Source organism: Nocardiopsis halophila DSM 44494, assembly GCF_000341245.1.
Lineage (GTDB): Bacteria > Actinomycetota > Actinomycetes > Streptosporangiales > Streptosporangiaceae > Nocardiopsis_A > Nocardiopsis_A halophila.
The window spans coordinates 30,646-49,843 of the sequence record NZ_ANAD01000081.1; the positions used below are offsets into that span (position 1 = coordinate 30,646).

The window sequence follows — 19,198 nt, forward strand, 5'->3', positions numbered from 1 at the left end:
AGAGCGCTTTTGTGCCCGCCGTCGACCTTGATCTCGGGTGCACCCTTCTGGTTCGTGACTCCTCCCGGTACAGAAGGAGTCCCCGACCATGGCCAAGTTCAATCGGCCCGAAAGTCGCCCCTCCGGCCGTGGCCCCGTCACCTCCGAGCAGGCCCCGTCCGGGCGCACCCATGAGGGCGCCCCCGGATACGCGCGTGACGCCCGGTCCGAGCTGTTCCTGCTGGCCGTGACCAACATGGTCGGCGAGAACACCTTCTACGAAGCGGCCGGCGGCCGCGACGCGCGCTTCCGCGGCCTGGTCCATAAGGTCGCCGTCGAGGACCCCCAGTGGCTGACCGGCATGGTCCGGTGGCTGCGCAAGGAGGGGAACATGCGCTCGGCCGCGCTCGTGGCCGCTCTGGAGGGGGCCAAGGCGCGCGTGGACGCGGGCGCCCACGGCCACTCCCGCCAGATGGTCGATGCGGCCCTGATGCGCGCCGACGAGCCCGGAGAGGCACTGGCCTATTGGACGTCCCACTTCGGGCGCGCCATCCCCAAGCCCGTCAAGCGCGGCATCGCCGACGCGGTTCCCCGCGTGTACAACGAGCGGACCCTGCTGAAGTACGACACCGACAGCCGCGGCTTCCGCTTCGGCGACGTGCTGGAGCTCGTACACCCGCCCCCGGCGCTCGGTGCGCCCTGGATGGGAGAGCTGTTCAAGTACGCCATCGACCGGCGCCACCGTCCGGATGCTCCGATCCCCGAGCGTCTGGACGTCCTGGTCCGCAATGCCGAGCTGCGCGACCGGGCCGGTGCCGACCCGATGGCGCTGATGGACGCCGAGGAGCTGCGCAAGGCCGGAATGACGTGGGAGACGGCGCTGTCGCTGGCCGGTGACAGGGTCGACAAGGCCCGGCTGTGGGAGGCGCTCATCCCCTCCATGGTGTACATGGCGCTGCTGCGCAACCTCCGCAACTTCGACCGGGCCGGAGTGAGCGACGCGGTCGCCGAGCAGGTCGCCGACACGCTCGCCGACCCCGTTCGGGTGAAGCGCTCCCGCCAGCTGCCCATGCGGTTCCTGTCCGCATTCCGGGCCGCCCCGTCCCTGCGATGGGGCCAGGCCCTGGAGAAGGCGCTGCAGGCCTCACTGGCCAACGTGCCCCGGCTGGAGGGGAGCACCCTCGTCCTCGTGGACCGGTCCGTCTCGATGCGGGCTCCCCTGTCCGCCAGGTCCGACCTGAACCGCGCGGACGCCGCGGCGGTGTTCGGCGCGGCGCTGGCGATGCGGTGCGCGGACGCCGACCTGGTGGAGTTCGGCACCGAGTCCCGGCAGGTGCGCCTGGAGCCCGGTGCGGCGCTGCTGCGTGTCACGGAGCGGTTCGGCGACATGGGCGGCACCGACACCGCCGCTGCGGTGCGGTCGCACTTCCGCGGCCACGACCGGGTCGTCATCGTCACCGACGAGCAGGCGTGGGGCGGGTACCGGGGAGAAGAGCCGACCCGGCAGGTGCCGGAGTCCGTTCCGGTGTACACCTGGAACCTCGCCGGCTACGAGCACGGCCACGGCCCTTCGGGCGAGCACAACCGGCACGTCTTCGGGGGGCTCAGCGACGCGGCCTTCCGGATGATCCCCCTGATCGAGGCGGGCCGGACTGCGAATTGGCCGTGGGAGAGCCGCTGATCCGGTGAAGGCCGCCCCGTCTTTCGGGGCGGCCGATGCCCCCCCCCGCGAATGCGACGGGTGTACTCGGCCCGCCTCAGCCCGTTCTCTTCGTGACCTTCCGGAAGGTGCGCACCGCGCTTCGGGCGAGGCGGTTGGACGGGAGTTCGGCCAGGGCGGTCAGCTGCTCCTCATATCCCCCTGCCACGCCTGCGGGGCCGCGACTCGGGGACGGGACGGCGTTCTCCTGAGCGGGCGGTTCGGTGGCCCGTTCCTTGGGCTCCTTCTTGGCCTTGGGCTTCTTCGGCTTCGGGTCGGCTCCCCGCCTTGCCTTCCGCTCCCGCTTCTCCTTCTTCCAGTCGGCCTTCTCATCGTCGGCAGGGGGCTGGGGGCCGCTTGGGCCTTCGAGGAAAGCGCGCGCGGCATCCGAGCCGGCGACGACCGTAGGTCGCGCGGGAGTCGGATCCGTCGTGCCTCCAGGCGGGCCTCCGGCGGCACTCGGTGGCGGTGCAGGTGGTCGGCCGTGCCCCTGTGGTGGGCGGAGCGGCTGCTGAGCCGGGGCCTCCTGGGGCCGCGCCTCCGGCCTTCTCGGCGGCTGCGTGCCCGCGGGCCCGGGCGGCCCAGGTGGTCGCTGCTGAGGACGCTGAGGCCCGGACGGGTTCCCGTTCTGGGGCGGTCCGGGGTTCCCCGGCGGGGGAGTGTTCGTCATCGTGCGGCCCTCTTCAGTGCCTCAAGGGCGATCCGGGTCGCCGCCGCATGCGTGGACGCGGAGAGGCGGCGGGGCTCCAGACCGTCCGTGTAGGCGAGGTGTCTGTCGTAGCCGACGCGCACGACCTCGGCCCCGCTCTTGCGCAGCACCTCGGCGGCGCCCTCGTGATCGAAGCGCGGGTCCTCGTCGGGGGACTGCTCCACCAGGACCACGACGATCCGCTTCGGCAGGGACGCGTCCCCCTGAGTCGTCATCCAGTCGAACCCCCGGCCGATGTCGGCGGCGCCCTGGGCCGTGGCCGGGGCCACGAGCACATGCGCGTGGGCGCTCGCCTGGGCGGCCCGGTTGAACCCGTCGAAGACGTCGGCACCGCGGTCGATGAGCGTGACCCCGAAGTAGCGCGTGATGGGAAGGAGCGTCTCCTGGAAGGCGCCGGCGTCGAGCGAGGTCGCCTCAGGGCCGCTGTGCACGGCCGGAAGCATCCACAGCCGGTCCCGCACGTGGGCCAGGTGCGGCGCCAGCTCCTCGAAGGAAGAGGCGGAGACGCGCTTCCGGGCGACCTCACCGAGCGAGGACGACGGCGTCACGCCCAGCCTGCGCGCCAGGGAGTTCGACCCGGGCGTGATGTCCAGCGTCAGCACCCGGTCGTGGCGGTAGTGCGCGAAGACCGACGCGAGCAGCGCCGTCACCGTGGCCTCGTCCGCGCCCGCGCGCGGGCGGGTCACCACGATCCTCCGGCCCGTGGTGATGGCCCGCTGCAGGGCCTCGCCGGTCTCAAGGAAGCCGCGCGTGTGGTCCGAAGGGAGGAACGGCAGCGCCAGCCCCCGGCCGATGCGGCGGAGCAGCGGGTCGCCATGGCGGCCCGGCCGGGTGACGGGCCGGCGATCCGAGTCGGACCGGGCGTCGGTTCGGGTGTTCACGGCTGCCTCCTTCCTCGAACCCCGCTCAGAACGTGGCCAGCAGGCGTTCATAGGTGCCGAGCGCCCCGATAGCGACCGGGACGCAGACGACCACGGCCACCGCTTCGAGGCGGCCGGCGTTGCGGCGGAGCATGGCGCGCGTGTGCTCGGCGGGCTCGGCGGCCAGCACGACGACCGGGATGACCAGGGCGGCCAGGAGCAGCGCCAGCCCCGGCAGCGGCGCCCACGGCACGGCCGCGGTCAGTGCGGCGGCGAGGGCGATCACGGCCGCGACGGCGGCCGCGAGCAGCGGCGCCTTCTCCGTGACGAGGGGGAACATCCGCGAGCGGCTGGCGANGCACCATGGTCCAGGGGGACGGGTCGGTCGCCAGGCCGTAGCCGGCCGCCCCGGCGCTCACGCCGACCGCGGCGACCGTGACGGCCATGCTCCGGTGGGCCCCGGCCAGCGTCGTCCGGACGTCCTCGCGGGCGACCTCCTCGCCGCCGGTGCGGCGGTCGTCGAGCACCGTCAGGCCGGAGAAAGCGAGGGCGGCGCGGAGCACGACGTTCACGGCGACGACACACGCGACCGCCTCCAGGGCGGACGCCTCGGCGAAGTCCAGACCGAACGCGAAGCAGCCGATCCACAGCAGGGACAGGCCCAGCGCGGCGGTGCCGCCGACGATCCCTCCGCGCCCGAGACGCGACGTCAGACCCAGCAGCAGCAGGACCAGCGAGGCGACGACGGCGGGGAGCGCCCACCCGGCCCATCCGGGGAGGCCGAAGTGGTTCGCTCCGGCCCACGACGCGAGCATGCCCAGCGGGGCGCCGCTGAGCGTCAAGGCCGTGCCCAGGGACTCCTTCCATGCAGGGCCCAGGATCGCCCCCGCCCCGAGCAGCAGCCCGGCCATGACGGCGGCCGCTGCGACGGCGGCACCATCGGGAAGCGCGCTCTGGAAGAGGAGCCCCGTGCCGCTGAAGAGGGCGACGACCGCGACCGTCGCCGTCCACCTCGCGGCCGTCGGCGACCAATAGGAAGGGTGCTCTTCTAGGGCGCTCCCCACCGCCTCGGGGACTTCATGGACGATCGGGGCAGGCACCGGGTCGTCGGACCGGATGAGGCGCAGGACGGCGCCGTCGGAGATGCCGCGTTCCGCCAGTGAAGTCCCGCCTTCGAGGAGGTCACCGCCGACCGTGCTGAGGTGCCGGGGCAGGGCGGGGCCGTCGGGGGCGTCGCCCAGCATGCGCAGGACGTCCGGCATGAGCGCGCCGATCGGCTCGTCGGCCGGCAGGACGGCGTCGACCCTGCGGCGCTCGCCCACGAGCGTCACGCGGCTCCACGTGGTCATCGCGGTCCTTCTCCACTGTCGTCATCGGTCGGGCGGGGGCGGACGGCGTCAGTCCGGCACGTCTGCGGCCTCGACGCGCTCCAAGTAGCCGTTGCGGAGGAGCCAGCGGATGCTCGGCAGTTCGGGCGGTTCGGTGAAGCCGCCGGGGTCGATCCGGAAGCGGAGCCCGCCGCCGGGGCCGTCCTCCGAGCGCGGAGAGTGCGACGCTGAGACCTGGAACGGGTAGGTGACACGGTATCGGTGGTAGGCCTCGGAACCTTCGGCGGCCCGGACGAACTCCGGCAGCCCGCGCTCCTCGAACGCAAGGCCGTCGGGGAACAGGAGCGATCCGCTCTCGTGCCCGTAGGCGTCGACGAGCTGTCCCCGCTCCAAGGTGACCTTCGCAGACTCCCCTCCGCCGGACAGGCTCTCTTCAGCGGAGGTGAGCAGCTGGTCGTCGAGCTCCCGAGCCTCCTGCCGCTCCTGCCCTGAGAGGGGCCGCGGGGCGGAATCGAGGATCACCAGCTCTTGGAAGAGCCAGCGCGCGGCCTCGTCCTCGGAGGTGAACTCCAGGCCGGTGCGCCCCTGCTCGTATTCGACGATTCCTGCGGAGATGTATCCCTCCTCTTCTTGGGTGAAGAGGAAGTAGGAGTCGACCTCGCCGGGGTCGGGGCGTTCGTCGCCCGGCAGGACGTACATGTCCGCGGGGACGCCGGCGTCGTCCAGCTCGGTGCGGAGCATGTCGAAGGAGACCTCGCTGCCGACCCAGTCGGCGGGGAAGGGGGCGGATCCGACCGCGGGGGGACCGGCCTCGGCCTGGGCCTGTTCCTCCTCCTGCGACTCCAGGTGGCTCTGCAGGTAGGACCAGCCGACCGACCCGGCGCAGCCGACGGCGGTCAGGACCAGGCCAGCGACCAGCTTGGTGATGTGCTCGTCGAGGCGGCGCCTGCTGCGGTGCGGGCCGAAGACGACGGCCTCCCGGAGCCGCTTGCGGCGCACCGCGATGGACTCCAGGAGTTGGCTGTCGTAGTCGCGCGCCACGAGGGGAGTTCCTTCTGTTCTTCTCTACGAGCAGGACGGCCTCCCGCACCGTAGCGGAAGGCCGTGACAGAGACGATCCGGAGGGGACGAGCGCGGGCCCCGCCCCTGCGGCGCCTGAGGACGGACGCCGTAGGGGCCTTAGATGGACTGGACGGCGGAGTTCGCGCGGCTGAGGGCGTTCTGCGCGGTGCCGTCGTTCTCTTCCAGGGTGGTGCGCACGAGCCGGATGATCTCGCGGACCTCGTTGGCGGCGTTGTGCCACTTGAGCTCTTTGGCGCTGTACTCGTCGGAGACGCCGGTGGCCTCGAAGTCGGCCATCGCGTTGGAGACGTCGGTGTCGCGGTCGCCGATGATCTGCTCGAGACGGCTCATCACGGCGTGGATGTTGCCCTGCGCCTCGGCGGAGGCGCCCATGTCGTAGCTGTTGCGTCCGTTGCCGCTCATGCGGTGGTGCTCCTAAGCCGGGGTCGGGGCCGCTGATCGTGTTCGGGGCCGGGGGCGCTTACTTGAACTTGGCGGCGTCGAAGTTGGCCGTGGACATGTTCCGTCCGGCGTCGTCGGCCATGGTCTGCGACCCGGTGCGGAACGCACTGTCCATCCCGCGCTGGCCCTCGTTGATGGAGCCGAGCCCGGCGTTCAGGTCCGCGGTGATCTGCTCCGAGCGGGCCTTGAAGGAGTCGAAGGCGGCCTTGCCGGCACCGTTGAACTTCCCGGCCAGGGGCTCGGCAGCGGAGATCAGCTGCTGGATGAGCCCGCTGAGCTCGTCACCGGAGGTGGAGGTCCGGTTGGCCAGCGTGGTCAGCGTCTGATCGCCGACGTCCCAACGTGACATCTGTTCGCTCGCTCCCCAGTTCGTCTCTATCGCACCTGACGGGACCAACCGGCTTGGACGCACCGAGTGCCCCAACGGTTGCAGACGGTTTCGGACATCCCCCATCGCGTAGGGAAGCCCTCACCTTTCGTGGTCAAGCATAGGCATAATGCGCCCCACGGGACAGTCAGGAGCATCCGCCGCGTCCAGGCGGCAACGGGGAGTACTGGGATGAAGTTTGAGCTGGTGGAGCCGGTACCGGAGCCGGATCCGGTCTGGGAACGAGGTGACGGGGACCCTGCGGAATCCGTAGACGCCACTGATGACTCGACCACCTCGGACCAGGACGCGCCTCGAGGGCTGCAAGTGGCATTGGACACGATGACATCGCAGGTCAAAGCATCTGGTCAGCAGATCGGCCCCTCATTGGCGAGACTCGCCGCCGCCCTTGACGCCCGGCAGGAGAGCACGGCCGATTCCGGTCAGCGGGCTCAGAGGATTCCGCAGAGCTTCGAAGCACGGCGTTTTCAGAGCAGGCACGAGGCGTAGCCTCCGCCGCCGGAGCACTCGGCAGATGCGAGGAGAGCGATGAGCGGGTGGGACATCGATGCGGAATCTGTCTTCGCCACATTGAGCTATGTGGGCTCGAAGGTCGGTGGTGAGGACGGAACCGGTGGTCTCGTCGGAGATTCTACGACGGTCGGAGAGAAGATTACTTACGCCGAGCAGTGCGCTTCGAGTTACCCCATTACAAAGGCGCTCGGGGAATTCGGAGAGAACTGCGGGCCTATCCTGCAGGCGATGGTGGCGCGCGGCGCATCATGTGTCACTGGTTGCAGTGATGCGGTTGCGGCCTATCTGGACGGCGACACAGAGATGGCGGCACGGGCCCAGGAGCAGGCAGGCCATGCCGATCTGGACGGGTTCTGCATTTAAAGAAGGAGGAGTCGGCTTTGACAGAGGGTCTGGTCAATCCTGATGCGATTCCGATTCCGGGGGTCGCGGCTGAGGAGCTTCGCAGTGCGGCAGACGAGCTGAAGAGCGTTGTGGCGGATATTGCGAGCGCCGGACATGAGATCCAAGGGTCTTGGCAGGGGCTTCACGATTCATACTCGGCGCCGGAGTCCGGCGACCTCATCGAGAAGATCGACATGGTCCCGGAGAAGGGGGATGAGTTCAAAGACCTGGCGACCACGGTCGCCGACGCGCTGATCGAGTTCGCGGACAAGGCTGAAGGGCTTAAGAGTGACCTCCTGGCGCTTCAAGATGAAGGGCGACTGTTCCTCGAATCGATCGAGGGGGATGAAGATTGGGCTGACGACGATGACAAGCGGGAGGATAACAACGATCTGACGTCGCGCATCAACGACAAGGTCCTCGCATATCAAGAGGCGGAACGCGAGTGTGCGAATAAGATTACCGCGCTCTTCCCGGAGGGCACTACCTTCGTCGGTGACAATGGAGAGTACCTCCCGTCCGGCTATGAGGCGTATGGGATGGAAGAGATCCCCAGTGACGCGCAGATGCCGTGGGGCGGAGAAGTAGCCAAAGACGAGAACTGGTTCGTCGATTTTGTCAAGGGGGTGGGTAGCGCTGCCTTTGAGTACACCGTGCTTGCCCCGCTGCCGACCTTTGCTGATATGACCGGCATTTACAACTCGGAAGAGGGGTGGTTATTTAATGATAGCTGGAGTGAAGGATGGGCGCATGCGAAAAGTGTCGCAGATGAACAGGCGCAGGGGACTTTCGCGCTCTTTGGTTATCAGAAAGTCTACGGTACCGAGTGGAGTGTCTTCGGCGAATGGGAGCATGTCGGGGATAAGGTTTCCGATCCAGCATGGGAAGGGATGTTCAAGGGATTCGTTGCTGCGGACGAATTCGGCGAGCGTCCGGCATATAGTGTCGGCACGACGCTTGTCAACGTCGGTGCGGCCGTCCTTGGTGCCGGGGGCGCCGTACGTGGTGCCCAATCGGCCCTGACCGGTATACGCCAGGTCCGGATGCCGCGTTTCGGAGGCCCGGAGTTCTCTGGAAACGGAGCCCCCGAGCAGACGGGAAATCAGCAGAACCATTTTCACCACCAGGGTGGTACGGAAAATGGTTCCGCAGCACCTTCGGGGAGTCAGGGGAACGGGTCCGACTACTCCTACGAGGCGGAAACTAACGGAGAGAGCTCCGAATGGTGGGGTGGAGATTGGGGCGACCGCTCGGAATCAGGGCGCCAAGACCCGGAAGAGACGCCATCCTCCCAGGAGCACTCCCCACAGAACCCGGTACCCGATAAAAACGAGAGTGCCCCGGACTCTTCGAATGTTGACGGCAACGGGGCGACAGATGACTCGCACAGCGCCACCGAACGTCAATCCGATCCCCAGCAGTCCGACGCTTCGCATTCCGAACCCGCAGCGGAAACAGAAGGCGCGGCACGCAGCGGCGAGGACGTGTCCCCCGATCAGTCACCAGGAGAGCAGCTCGAAGAGCACTCTGCCCAGGAATCCTATGACCGTGAGACCTTGGGGGAATCGAGCGGCGACACGGTTGCAGTCGGGGATGTCGAGCGCTTCCAGCGGCTCATTAAAGAGAATGACGGAGACATGGCCGAGGCATGGAAGCAATACGAGGAGGAACAGAGGAAATTCGACACGGAAGTCCAAGAGCTCTTCGAGCAGGCGGAGCGGGAGAAAGCCTCGGTCGCTGCAAGTGGTGACGAACTGCCCGAGAACCAGCATAGTGATACAGGTGCTCCCGATGATGTGAGCGCCAGTACCCCGTTGGATAATGGCGGAGCGAGCCGGTTTACAAGCGGTGTGAATAATGGGGATGGTCCGACTACAGGCGGGGACAGAGAAAGCGCTAGCGCGGCCGGGGGAACTGGCGGTCCAGGCCGTGGAAGCGGTTCGTCAGGGTATGGGAATGGCTCGGAAGGAAACCAAGAAAACGATCTGAGTGACCCCAGAGTCGCACACGATTACTATGTTGATAGAGCAAATTCCGACCCGGGGTGGTTCGAGCGTCATTACAGGAAGAATGGTTATCGCCTGGATGTTTCCTGGAAGGATGGATATGGAAACCAGCTTCCGAGTTTGACGCGAGCCAGCGATAGTGATCCATGGGTCTCGCGTGACTCCATTGCGAAGCCGAAGCCGCATTTTTTCATCGATGGCGGCCATCGGGTCGGTTTCAGAGGGTCGGTTGGTGATTCTCGGATGCTTGAAGAGCTCGACGCGAAGGCGGATGCGCGTGCAAAGGCTATTGAAGCCGATCAGGAAGCCCTTAAGGAGCTAAGGAATAAGCTCGATGAGCATCCTGACGGGGCGGGAACAAAGAATGAACACTCCGAAGTTCAGGAGGCACGTCAAAAGTATAAGCAGGAGCACCGTGAGATGGTGGAGGCCAGTGAGGAGTTCGGGGAACTCGCTGCAAAACAGGCGGTTCGAGAACGATACGGAGATGAACTTGCCGATGCAGAACCTATTCCCACGCCAGAGACTGCCCCAAGCAACGGAAATTCGCAATTCGACCAAATCTGGAGAAAGAAAGATGGGGGGTTTGTTGTCGTAGAAGCGAAGAGTAGCTCGGACACGCAACTTGGCGAGAGGACAATCAAGCGGGGAGGTGAGTTGAGGCGCGTCTCCCAAGGCACCCACTCCTACTTCAATGATATTCTGGCTCAAATGAGAGGCAGGGGGGAGCCTGAGCAGAGTATGGCCGACGAATTGGAAAATGCGATACTCAATGAAACTCTTGATTATGTCCTGGTCAAGGGTGACCCGTATGCCGTGGGAGCTGGTAATGAAAGTGCCGGACGGGGGCACTATGGTGGATACACTATGGAGCAGTTCGATCTCAGTAAGAGTAACTAAGGGTGCGAAAAATGGGGGGTAAGATGGTTTACATCGAGCGACATGAACTTCCGGAGCGGGATTATGTGTCCAGGGTGAAGAAGCTGGAGCGGCTCACCGTTGAGGCGATTCCCGCTGCTCAGAGGAAAGCGGTTCATTTTGGCATTCTAGCGAACAGGTCATGGGAGCGGCTTCTCGTCAACACCATCGTCGACCCATCGGTTCGCAAGGTGGACACCTGGGAGTCATGGGTTATTGCGTTGCAGGTCCACAGTGCGATGTTCGAGGTGTGCAACGGGGATCCTGGGCATTCTGTGTCCATGCGAATAGGCCATGAAAGGCATGAATTTACGAGTGCCAATCTCCAATACTTCAACGATGCCGCGCATTGGCTCACAGCCTTCCATCTCGCGATTGCATGCCGCGAGCAGAGGAGGTTGGAGTACCTTTCTGATGTTCCCCTTGACGGTCTTCGCCAGGCAGCTGCCATCGAGGGGACTGAGTATAATTCGTACATCTACCACTGGGTGGCTGCGCTTCAGCGCTATGTTAAAGGCGATCCCGAGTTCGTGAGGGAGCTCCTGCTTGCTATCGAGCAATCCGAGCCTGGTGTCGCTACTTTTGGAGATGCCGACACCCTGAACAAACTCGTTTTTCCACCGATGAATCTTCTGCGTCTATTTGCGGAAAAGCGGATATCGGAGTTCAATGAACAGCTGGCGCGTTCATTGGAATTGTGGAGATCCTATCACTCAGGTGGGGACCCTGCGGGGAAGTTGGAGGGAGTGATTCCACTTCCAATGATTGCACTGGCGTGTATGGCTCACGATGCCGGTGAAGACGACTCGGAAGTCTGGGTGGAAGTCGAATCCGACTATCTCCCGCGTCATATAGTTGAGGGAACCTGGTTTGGTGAATTTGAAACCTAGAGGAGGTCCACAGTCGGTGAGTTCGGTTAGGAAGTCGGCGCGAGGTGCTGGAGCAGGTCCTGCAGAGAATTGGATCGTCCCTCTGCCTCGGTCACGTTCAGGGGATACCAGACGGTCGGGCGATCTTCGGGGCCCAGCCTGAATCCCGGAACGGGGGCCGACAGGGCGTGCTCTAGCCCGACCTCCTGAACGGGGGCATGGCCGATGGCCATCCCGAACGGGATGGGTATCCCATGCCAGCGCGGTTCATAGGTGAGGTCCGTGCGCCCTGGGACGGTTTTGACCACGAGTGTCCGGATCAACCGTTCGGCCGTGAGGAGTTCCACCGTGTGCATCAGCTCGTCGTGAGGGACGTCCTCGTGTGGCTGGAGCGCGATGGCCAGGGATAGTGTCTCAATCACGGCTTCCCGAGTGCGGCGGACGTTGAGGGAGCCGACGAACGGGCGCCGAGCATTGTGAGGGCCGGCCACGAACAGGCGTGAGGGGCGTGGAGCCCGCTTCTTGCACAGCTTGGTCAATGCCGACCGGTCCCAAGAAGCTGCGGCAGGTTCGTTCGTACTCCACCCGGCCGGGTTCGTTCCCGCCAGGGTGTTCGCCACGGTCTCGGCGGCCCCTCCGAGCACGAGGTCCTCGCTGACCGCATGTTGGACGGTCAGTTCGAGGAGGACATGCGTACTGCTCGACGAGGGAGCATCCAGGAAGCCTGAGACAGTGGTCGTGCCGTTGGAGTGCTGCTTGGGGATGAAGCCGTGCGTCCCGTCCCATTCCAGCGGGAGCCCGTTCACCCCGTCGAAGTGGCCGCGGTCCGGGTCCGTCACGACCCAACGTGCTCCGGGGCCGGAGAGCAGGGCCCAAAGTGGATGTGTCAGGCGGGCCGAGGACGGTGTCATCACCTGGACGGCGTGGCCCTGCATCCCGAACACCGCGACGGCATCCGCGATCCAGGACGTCAGGGGGACGAGCGGACGCTCCATCTCGATGAGAACGGCTTTTTCGGCTCTCCTGTCCACGGCCGGATGGTGCTCTGGGGCGTCGTTCTCGAAATTGGCGACGAGCTCGGTCATGAGGTCGGTCACTGGGACTCTCCCGTCTGGTCGGTGGCCTCCGAGGGAGTATGGGAACGCCAGATGACGCCTCCCAACCGTCGGACGAGCCCCTCGGCGAATTCGTCGGAGAGCGACCACTCGCCATCGGCCCTGGTGCGCGTCTCAACCCACCAGAACGGAGTTGGGAGAGCCTCCGTGATGCCGGGCTGCAGGAGGCGTTCGGCCTCGTGCAGGACGTCCACCTGCTGCGTGGGCTCGATCGCCACAAGGGAACGGCCCTTCTGGTCTGCGATCTCGACGATGGTTCCGCCGCGTCGTGTGCGCAGGCGCAGCTTCGGGTCGATGTCGCTGATGGCGCCCAGGATGTCGCGGTTCTCCGGACGCTTGGGCAAGAGTGTGATGACGTCGTAGCTCATGGACTGGCTTCCTCGTCGGGAACCGGTGTCACTGGTCCTGGGCGCGCAGCGCCGTCTGCATCAACTGCGGGGACTTCCCCCGCCGGATCCATTTGCCTCGGCCTGCGGGCTGGGCCTGGGCGTAGATCCTCGGGAAGATCTGGCCCTCGCCCCTGTCGCCGGACAACAGCAGTGCGCTGGTGCCGATCTCGCGCATGGACTGGATCAGCGGGTCGTACATCCCCCTCGCCGCGCCTGCGACCCTGCGGGCCACGACGAAGTGGAGGCCGATGTCCCTGCCGTTGGAGACGAACGGGACGAACGGTGCCAGCGGCTTCTGGCCGGCGGTGGTGAGGAGGTCGTAGTCGTCCACCAGGACGATGATCCTCGGTCCCTTAGGGCCGGACTCCGCGTCCAGGTCGGCGTCGTCGGGCAGGCGCTCCTCCAGTTCCTTGGCGACCCCGCCGGCGAGCCCCGCGCAGACGCGGGCGTTGCTCGCGTAGCCGCCCATGTAGGGCTCCGGCACCACGTTCTTGAGGGTGCGCCTCGGGTCCATCACCGCGAAGACCAGCTCCTCGGACGTGAAGCGCTCGGTGAGGCCCTCGGCAATGAGGCGCAGCAGGTTCGTCTTCCCGCACTCTCCGTCGCCCAGCACCAGCAGGTTCTGGTCGTCGTTGAACAGGTCCAGTCCGACGGGCGACAGGTGCTTCTCGTCCAGGCCGATGGGGACCGTGCTCGGGAACTGCGACGCGGAGGGAAGCTCCGTCGTGTGGAGCAGTGAGGGGAGCACGCGCACCTGCGGGGCCGCCGGCCCGGTCCACGCCCCCGCGACCTCGCGGGCCGTCTTCTCGACCGCCTCGCCGAGGTCGGAGGCGTCCTTCCGACCGTCGATCCTCGGCAGCGCCACCTGCCCGAACAGTTTGCCGTCGGTCAGCGCCCGCCCCGGGGTCTCCGCCGGGAACGTCTCTGCCAGCTTCCGGTCGACCGTGGAATCCGTCGGGTCGTTCAACCTCAGCTCGACCCGCTGGCCGAACGTCGACTGCACCGCCATCCGCACGTCGTTCCACCGCAGCACCGCCGCGACGATGTGGACGCCGTACCCGCCCCCGCGCTGCAGGAGCTCGGTCACCTGCTCGTCCAGCTCCTCGAAGTCCTTGCGGATCGTCCCGAACCCGTCGACGACCAGCACGACGTCCGCGACGGGGATCTCGGGCACCTCGCCCCGGGCGTGCATGCGGCGGAACCGCTCCACCGAGTCGATCCCGCGCTCCCGGAACACCTCGGCCCGGTGCTCCATCATGCCCCGCACCTCTTCCACGGTGCGCCGGACGCGCTCACGGTCGAGGCGGCCGGCCACCCCGCCCACGTGGGGCAGCTCGGACAGGGCCTGGAGCCCGCCCCCGACCAGGTCGAGGCAGTACACCGCCGCCTGCGCGGGCGTATGGGTGAGCGCCAGGGACGTCACCAGTGTGCGCAGCAGGGTCGTCTTGCCCGTCTGGGGCCCGCCGATGACGGCTACGTGCCCGCCGGCGGCCGTGAGGTCCAGGCTCCACTCCCCCTGCCACTGCTTGGACGGGTCGTCCAAGAGGCCGATGGGCGGCTGCATCTGCTCGCGCGCGCCGGGGAGCTTGAGCCCCTCAGGGCCGGGTGCGGGAGCGCCTGAGAGCGCGTCCAACGGCGTCGCCGCGGGGAGCGGGGGAAGCCACACGCCGCGCACCGGTGAGCCGTGGTGTGAAAGCTGGCCGACCATGACGTCGAGCAGCGAAGGCCCGGTCGAGCGCTCCGGCATGACCGGGCCGTCCTCCCCGGGCTCGGGCCCGGTGGAGGTCTCGGCGTTGTAGGCGCCGAAGGGCTTGACGGTCGGTTTCGTCTCCGTGTCCTCCCTGGCCGAGGCGAGCGTGCCCTTGAAGGGGCCGGAGACATAGCCCGCCTTGAAGCGCTGGTAGACGGTCGTGTCCACCTTTAGGTAGCCGAAGCCCGGGAGCGCGGGCAGGTGGAAGGCGTCCGGAGTGTCGAGGACCGTGCGGCTCTCCTCCTCGGAGAACGTGCGCAGCCCCAGGCGATAGGAGAGGTAGGTGTCCAGGCCCCGCAGCTTTCCGCCTTCGATGCGCTGGCTGGACAGCAGCAAGTGCACGCCGATGCTCCGGCCGATCCGCCCGATGGAAAGGAACAGCTCGATGAAGTCCGGGCGCGCGGTCAGCAGCTCGCCGAACTCGTCGATGATGACGAACAGGTGCGGCAGCGGCGGCAGCGACGGGTCCTTCGAGCGCAGGAACGCGTAGTCGCCGATCCCCGCCACGTTCCCCGCGTCCTTCAGCACCTGCTGGCGCCGCTGCACCTCGCCGGACAGGCTCGCGTACGCGCGCTCGATCAGCGCGGTGTCGTCCTCCAGGTTGGTCATGATGCCGGCGACGTGCGGCAGCTCCTCGAAGGGCGCGAACGTCGCCCCGCCCTTGTAGTCGACCAGCACCATGGACAGGTCGTCCGGCGAGTGCGTGGACGCCAGCGCCAGGACGAGCGTGCGCAGCAGCTCGCTCTTGCCGGAACCGGTCGCCCCGACGCAGAGCCCGTGCGGCCCCATGCCCAGCTGCGCCGCCTCCTTGAGGTCGAGCACCAGCGGCTGCCCCATGCCGTCGAAGCCGATCGGCACCCGCAGGAAGGCGCGCTCGCTCCGGGACGCCCACAGCCTGGGGATGTCCATCGCGCCCGGATCGGGAACGCCCAGCGCGCCGGTGAAGTCGACGGACCCGGCGTCCGCTTCGGCCTCCTCGGCGGCCTCGGCCGACAGGCGCAGCGGCGTCAGCATCCGGATCAGGCCGCCGAGGAGGTCGGGGGCGACGTCGTCGGCGGTGCCGGCGGCGGCCGTCGGGTCGTCCGGGCGCAGGTCCGCGACGGTGGCCTCGCGGCCGTCGACGGTGATCCGCAGGGACACGTCCCCCGGCTCGTCCACCTGCCGCTCGACCAGGTGCAGCACGGTGGCGCCGAGCGCCGCCGGGGCGATCGCGTCGTCGGGGCGCGCCAGGTCGCGGGCGACCCCGCCGTGGGTGTCGTGCACGACGAGCAGCCGCCGCATGGCCGCGTAGGCCTCCTTGCGCCCCATGCCGCGCCGGATCTCCCCGGCGAGGTCGGTGCGCGACCGGAGCTCGTCGGCGAGCAGGGCACCGAGCCCCGACGGGTCCTGGGCGATGAGCCGGGTGTCGCCCTCGGAGGCGTGCGGGAGCCACTTGAGCCACTCCCAGTCGTCGGCCCGGTCGGCGGGATAGGCGGCGGCGAGGGCGAGGTCCTCAGGGGCGTGGAAGACGCACACCTGGGCGAGCAGGGCGCGGACGACCCGCAGGCAGTCCTCGCGTTCACCGATGATGCTGACGTTGCCCGCCCGGTCGAGCGGGACCGACAGGGGCATGTCCGGTGCGCTCTCGAAGCGCCGGATGACCGCCGAGGCCTCGGAGGCCATGAACGGGTCGGTGGGCGTCAGGGCGCTGCCCCGGTCGGCCAGCCGGAGGGGACGAGCGGGCACCTCGCCGGATCCCAGGCGCACGCGGAGGAAGTCGCGGTCCCTGCGCCGCCGCTCCCACAAGCGCGCGGGGTCGCGGACGATGTCGTAGAGGGCCTCGGGCGGGGGCGCGAGGAGCCGGGCCTTGGCGCGTGCGTCGCGCTCGGCGGCGCTCAGCTCGTCCCGCAGCTCCTCCAGGTATTCGAGGTACAGCTCGCGCTGGTGCCGCCGCTGGCGCCCGGCCTGGCCCCGGCGGGAGAAGAACATGCCCAGGGCCGCGAGGAGGGCCACCACGAGGATCACGGCGCCGAAGACGATGAACGCAGGGTTGCGCATCACCATCATGATGGTCAGCGACGCCATCATGCCGACCATCGGCAGGATGGTCATCAGCGGGCTCTGCTGGGCGTTGCCGTCGGGCAGCGTCGGGGGCGCCTCGACCTCGCGCGGCTCCTCGGGAGCGGGCGGGTGCACGGTCCTGGCCGGGCGGTGCACGATGCGGGTCGTCACCGGCGCTCCTCTCGAAACGGGCTGACCGCTTTTGTCCTACCGCGGTGTGAACATCCCTTGACGCAGCGGATCCTACGGGACACAGTCCCCTTGCCTTGTAGAGAGAGGAAGCCATGTCCGCTTGGGAACTCGGTCCGGAAGGGGAGCGTGAGCTCCTTGTGGAGACCGCTCGGGAGCTCGTCGAGGGTGCCCCTGAGGGGGCCGCGTCCGTCCGGCTGGTGTGCGGCGGTCTGGGGTATGCCGAGGAGGTCCGGGCGTACGCCGAGATGGAGGACGGGGAGCGCCTGACGGTGAAGGTGCCGCCGCTCGCCCAGTTGAACCTGCAGAAGCTCCGGCGCGGCATGTACCGGGAGGGGCGGGGGACATGGTTCTCGCTCGACCTCACGGTCTCCGACGGGAGGTTCGACGTCTCCTTCGACCACGAGCTCGAGCCGCCCTACTTCGAGTCGCCGCCTGCGCGGGAGCTGATCGCTGCGGAGGAGCGGCGCTTCCCGCGTGAAGCCGAATGGACCCCTGGGTGGTTCCTCCCGTGAAGGCGGCCCCCGGGCAGCGTGCCGCGCGCGCTCAGGTCGACAGGCTCCTGGCGATCGACTGGAGCGTCCGGCCGGAGTCGGCCACGTCCAGGGTCGGCCTGATGCGCGAGTACCTGAGGCGTGCGGCCCTGTGGCGGAGGGCCCTCCAGGCGGGCCGCTGGCCGTTCCTGGACGCGGCGGGTATCGCCGCCCCCGGGGTCGTCGTGGACGCGGACGTGCTCCTGCGCCTTGAGAGCGAGCTCATCGGGCGGGAGCTGCCGCCCCAGGTGGTGAAGACCTGCCTGTGGTCGGTGACCTTCGAGGCCGCTCTCGGCTCCGGCGCTCCGCTCCCTGATCTGCCCCACCTGTTCGCGCCGCTCACCGCGATGTACGAGTGCGGTGGGGCGTTCTCCCTGGACCCGACCGGGATGATCGATCTCGGGGGTGCGGCGATCCGGAAGGGGACGCTCCTCGACCACCTCGGTACCGAGCCGGTGGTGGTCGTCGGTCCGGCCGGACCGGGCGAAGGCTCGTAGGAAAGAGAGCGGCGATCCCACCGCCCCCGAGGAGGCACCGCCCGGCCCGACCGAGGACCTCAGCCGAGCCGCGAGTCGTCGACGGCGGCCTTGTGCTCGGGTGGGAGCAGGCCGTACCAGTGGTCGGCCTCGTCCGCCTCGCCTCGCTGGCGGAGGGTCAGGACCAGGTGGCGCATGGCCTCCCAGTCGGCGTGCTTGGCGGCGTTACGCAGCAAGGGAAGTGCTTCGTCCGGCTTGTCCTGCTTCAGTAGGGCGATCCCGAGGCCCGCCTCCGCATTGGAGAGGCCCGCCTCACGGGCGCGGTTCAACCAGTGCTCCGCCTCGAGGAACCGGCCCTCGTCCGAGAGGTACCGACCGAGGACCAGCGCCGCGCGCTTGCGGCCCTTGCCCCAGGACCATTCCAACCAGTTCTCGGCCATGTCCCCCTCGCCGAGGGCGATCAGCGCCTCGCCGAGCGCCACGCCCGCCCGGGGCCACCCCTGCTTGACCGCCTTCTCCAGCCACGGCTTCGCCTCCCGGAAGAGCCCCTTGCGGACCAGGGCCTCCCCGTAGGCCGACATCCCCCGGTCGTATCCGCCCTCGGCGGAGACACGGAAGTAGTGCTCGGCCTGTTCGGGAAGGCCCAGCTTGTCTTCGAGCACCAGTCCGAGGTTGTAGGCCGCCGTGGGGGTGCCGGCGTCGGCGGCGGGCCGCAGCCAGTCGTGCGCCTCCCTGTAGCGCTTGAGCTTGACCAGGATCATCCCCGCGTTGGTGTTGCCCTCCGGGTTGCCCGACCGCGCCGCGCGCTGGGCCCAGTCGAGGGCCTCCTCCAAGTGCCCGAGGTCCACTTTGAGTGCGCTCAGGTACACCATCGCCGTGGTGTCGCCCGCCTGCGCCGCCGGGAAGTACCACTGCTCGGCCTCTTCGAGCCGCTCCAGCTTGTCGAGGGCGGTGCCGGCCATGCGCATCGCTTCGAGGTCGCCCGAGGTGGACGCCTCCTGGAACCAGGGCAGGGCCTCCTCGAAGCGCCTCTGCCCGTACAGGGACTTGCCCAGGAAGAACGAGAAGTTCCGATCAGGGGCGCCGAGCTCCTTCGCCCGGCGGAGGAACCCCTCGCCCTCTTCGAAGCGCTTGAGGCGGTTCAGGCACTCGCCCGTATAGCCCATCGCCTCCGAGTCGCCCGATGCCGCCGCCTCCTGGAGCCAGGGCAGCGCCTCCTCGTAGCGGTTCTGGTTCATGAGGACCTTGCCGAGGTTGGTCCTGTAGAGCGTTCGGTCGGGGTCGAGTTCCACCGCCTTGCGGATGTAGGGCTCGGCCTCTGCAGGGCGGCCTTCGCGGAAGATCCGTACGGCCTCGGAGTAGCTCTGGGCGGCCGAGGCGGAGTCGGGGGTGGGGGGAGAGCTGCGGTCCATTGCGCCAGTCTGCCGGAAAGTGGCGAAAACGGTTTCCTTCGTGGTTTCGGTCCAGGTCAGGGACGGATTCGGTGCCCTCGCGGGGTGAGGGGCGTCCCGCCAGGGGGTATCGCCTGA

14 protein-coding genes and 1 pseudogene are annotated in these 19,198 nt (G+C 67.9%); 6 read left to right on the forward strand and 9 right to left on the reverse strand.

The annotated features are described in order from the left end of the window. The first annotated feature begins 88 nt into the window (after positions 1 to 88). A complete protein-coding gene (locus D450_RS0110600; protein WP_017538642.1) occupies positions 89 to 1,660 on the forward strand; it encodes a TROVE domain-containing protein in 1,572 nt (523 codons plus the stop codon). Positions 1,661 to 2,344: 684 nt separating this feature from the next. Here the strand turns inward: D450_RS0110600 and D450_RS0110605 are convergent. The 5 genes and pseudogenes from D450_RS0110605 to D450_RS0110630 form a co-directional block, all read right to left on the reverse strand. Next, complete coding sequence (locus tag D450_RS0110605; protein ID WP_017538643.1) at positions 2,345 to 3,268, reverse strand: MinD/ParA family ATP-binding protein; 924 nt, start codon at positions 3,266 to 3,268, stop codon at positions 2,345 to 2,347. A 25-nt stretch (positions 3,269 to 3,293) separates the two neighbouring features. Beyond that, positions 3,294 to 4,596, reverse strand: a pseudogene (locus D450_RS29960) (EsaB/YukD family protein). Positions 4,597 to 4,644: 48 nt separating this feature from the next. Further along, positions 4,645 to 5,616, reverse strand: coding sequence for a TNT domain-containing protein (locus D450_RS0110620; protein WP_017538646.1), 972 nt, complete (start codon positions 5,614 to 5,616; stop codon positions 4,645 to 4,647). A gap of 138 nt (positions 5,617 to 5,754) precedes the next feature. Further along, positions 5,755 to 6,060: a pore-forming ESAT-6 family protein gene (locus D450_RS0110625; RefSeq protein ID WP_017538647.1), complete on the reverse strand. Its 306-nt coding sequence runs from the start codon at positions 6,058 to 6,060 to the stop codon at positions 5,755 to 5,757. A gap of 58 nt (positions 6,061 to 6,118) precedes the next feature. Then, entirely contained in the window at positions 6,119 to 6,448 is a 330-nt protein-coding gene (locus tag D450_RS0110630) for a WXG100 family type VII secretion target (RefSeq protein ID WP_017538648.1), read from the reverse strand. A gap of 567 nt (positions 6,449 to 7,015) precedes the next feature. On the opposite strand from D450_RS0110630, the gene D450_RS0110640 reads away from it, so the two are divergent. From D450_RS0110640 to D450_RS32405, 3 genes are read left to right on the forward strand one after another with little or no spacing between them, the layout of a single operon-like run. Further along, positions 7,016 to 7,363 (forward strand): DUF6507 family protein, encoded by a 348-nt coding sequence (locus tag D450_RS0110640; protein ID WP_017538650.1) that lies wholly within the window; start codon positions 7,016 to 7,018, stop codon positions 7,361 to 7,363. 17 nt (positions 7,364 to 7,380) lie between these two features. Then, entirely contained in the window at positions 7,381 to 10,290 is a 2,910-nt protein-coding gene (locus D450_RS33325) for a hypothetical protein (RefSeq protein WP_152520822.1), read from the forward strand. Positions 10,291 to 10,313: 23 nt separating this feature from the next. Further along, entirely contained in the window at positions 10,314 to 11,198 is an 885-nt protein-coding gene (locus tag D450_RS32405) for an immunity 49 family protein (protein WP_161631144.1), read from the forward strand. 26 nt (positions 11,199 to 11,224) lie between these two features. Here D450_RS32405 and D450_RS29965 read toward each other — a convergent pair whose 3' ends face one another. The 3 genes from D450_RS29965 to D450_RS0110670 are packed head-to-tail and all read right to left on the reverse strand — an operon-like array spanning position 11,225 to position 16,642. Next, the gene (locus tag D450_RS29965; protein ID WP_051063570.1) at positions 11,225 to 12,274 is read right to left on the reverse strand and encodes a DUF6177 family protein; all 1,050 of its coding nucleotides are present in this window, start codon (positions 12,272 to 12,274) and stop codon (positions 11,225 to 11,227) included. Then, the gene (locus D450_RS0110665; RefSeq protein WP_026128476.1) at positions 12,271 to 12,660 is read right to left on the reverse strand and encodes a hypothetical protein; all 390 of its coding nucleotides are present in this window, start codon (positions 12,658 to 12,660) and stop codon (positions 12,271 to 12,273) included. The genes D450_RS29965 and D450_RS0110665 overlap by 4 nt, the downstream gene beginning before the upstream one ends. 28 nt (positions 12,661 to 12,688) lie before the next feature. Continuing rightward, on the reverse strand, positions 12,689 to 16,642 hold the full coding sequence (locus D450_RS0110670) for a type VII secretion protein EccC (RefSeq protein ID WP_017538654.1): 3,954 nt from the start codon (positions 16,640 to 16,642) through the stop codon (positions 12,689 to 12,691). 113 nt (positions 16,643 to 16,755) lie between these two features. Between D450_RS0110670 and D450_RS0110675 the strand changes: the two genes are divergently transcribed. Both D450_RS0110675 and D450_RS29970 read left to right on the forward strand, forming a co-directional pair. Beyond that, a complete protein-coding gene (locus tag D450_RS0110675) occupies positions 16,756 to 17,175 on the forward strand; it encodes a hypothetical protein (protein WP_017538655.1) in 420 nt (139 codons plus the stop codon). Next, positions 17,172 to 17,690 (forward strand): hypothetical protein, encoded by a 519-nt coding sequence (locus D450_RS29970; protein ID WP_152520823.1) that lies wholly within the window; start codon positions 17,172 to 17,174, stop codon positions 17,688 to 17,690. The genes D450_RS0110675 and D450_RS29970 overlap by 4 nt, the downstream gene beginning before the upstream one ends. A 59-nt stretch (positions 17,691 to 17,749) precedes the next feature. Here the strand turns inward: D450_RS29970 and D450_RS0110685 are convergent, their stop codons facing one another. Beyond that, on the reverse strand, positions 17,750 to 19,081 hold the full coding sequence (locus D450_RS0110685; protein WP_017538657.1) for a tetratricopeptide repeat protein: 1,332 nt from the start codon (positions 19,079 to 19,081) through the stop codon (positions 17,750 to 17,752). Between the last annotated feature and the right edge of the window lie 117 nt (positions 19,082 to 19,198).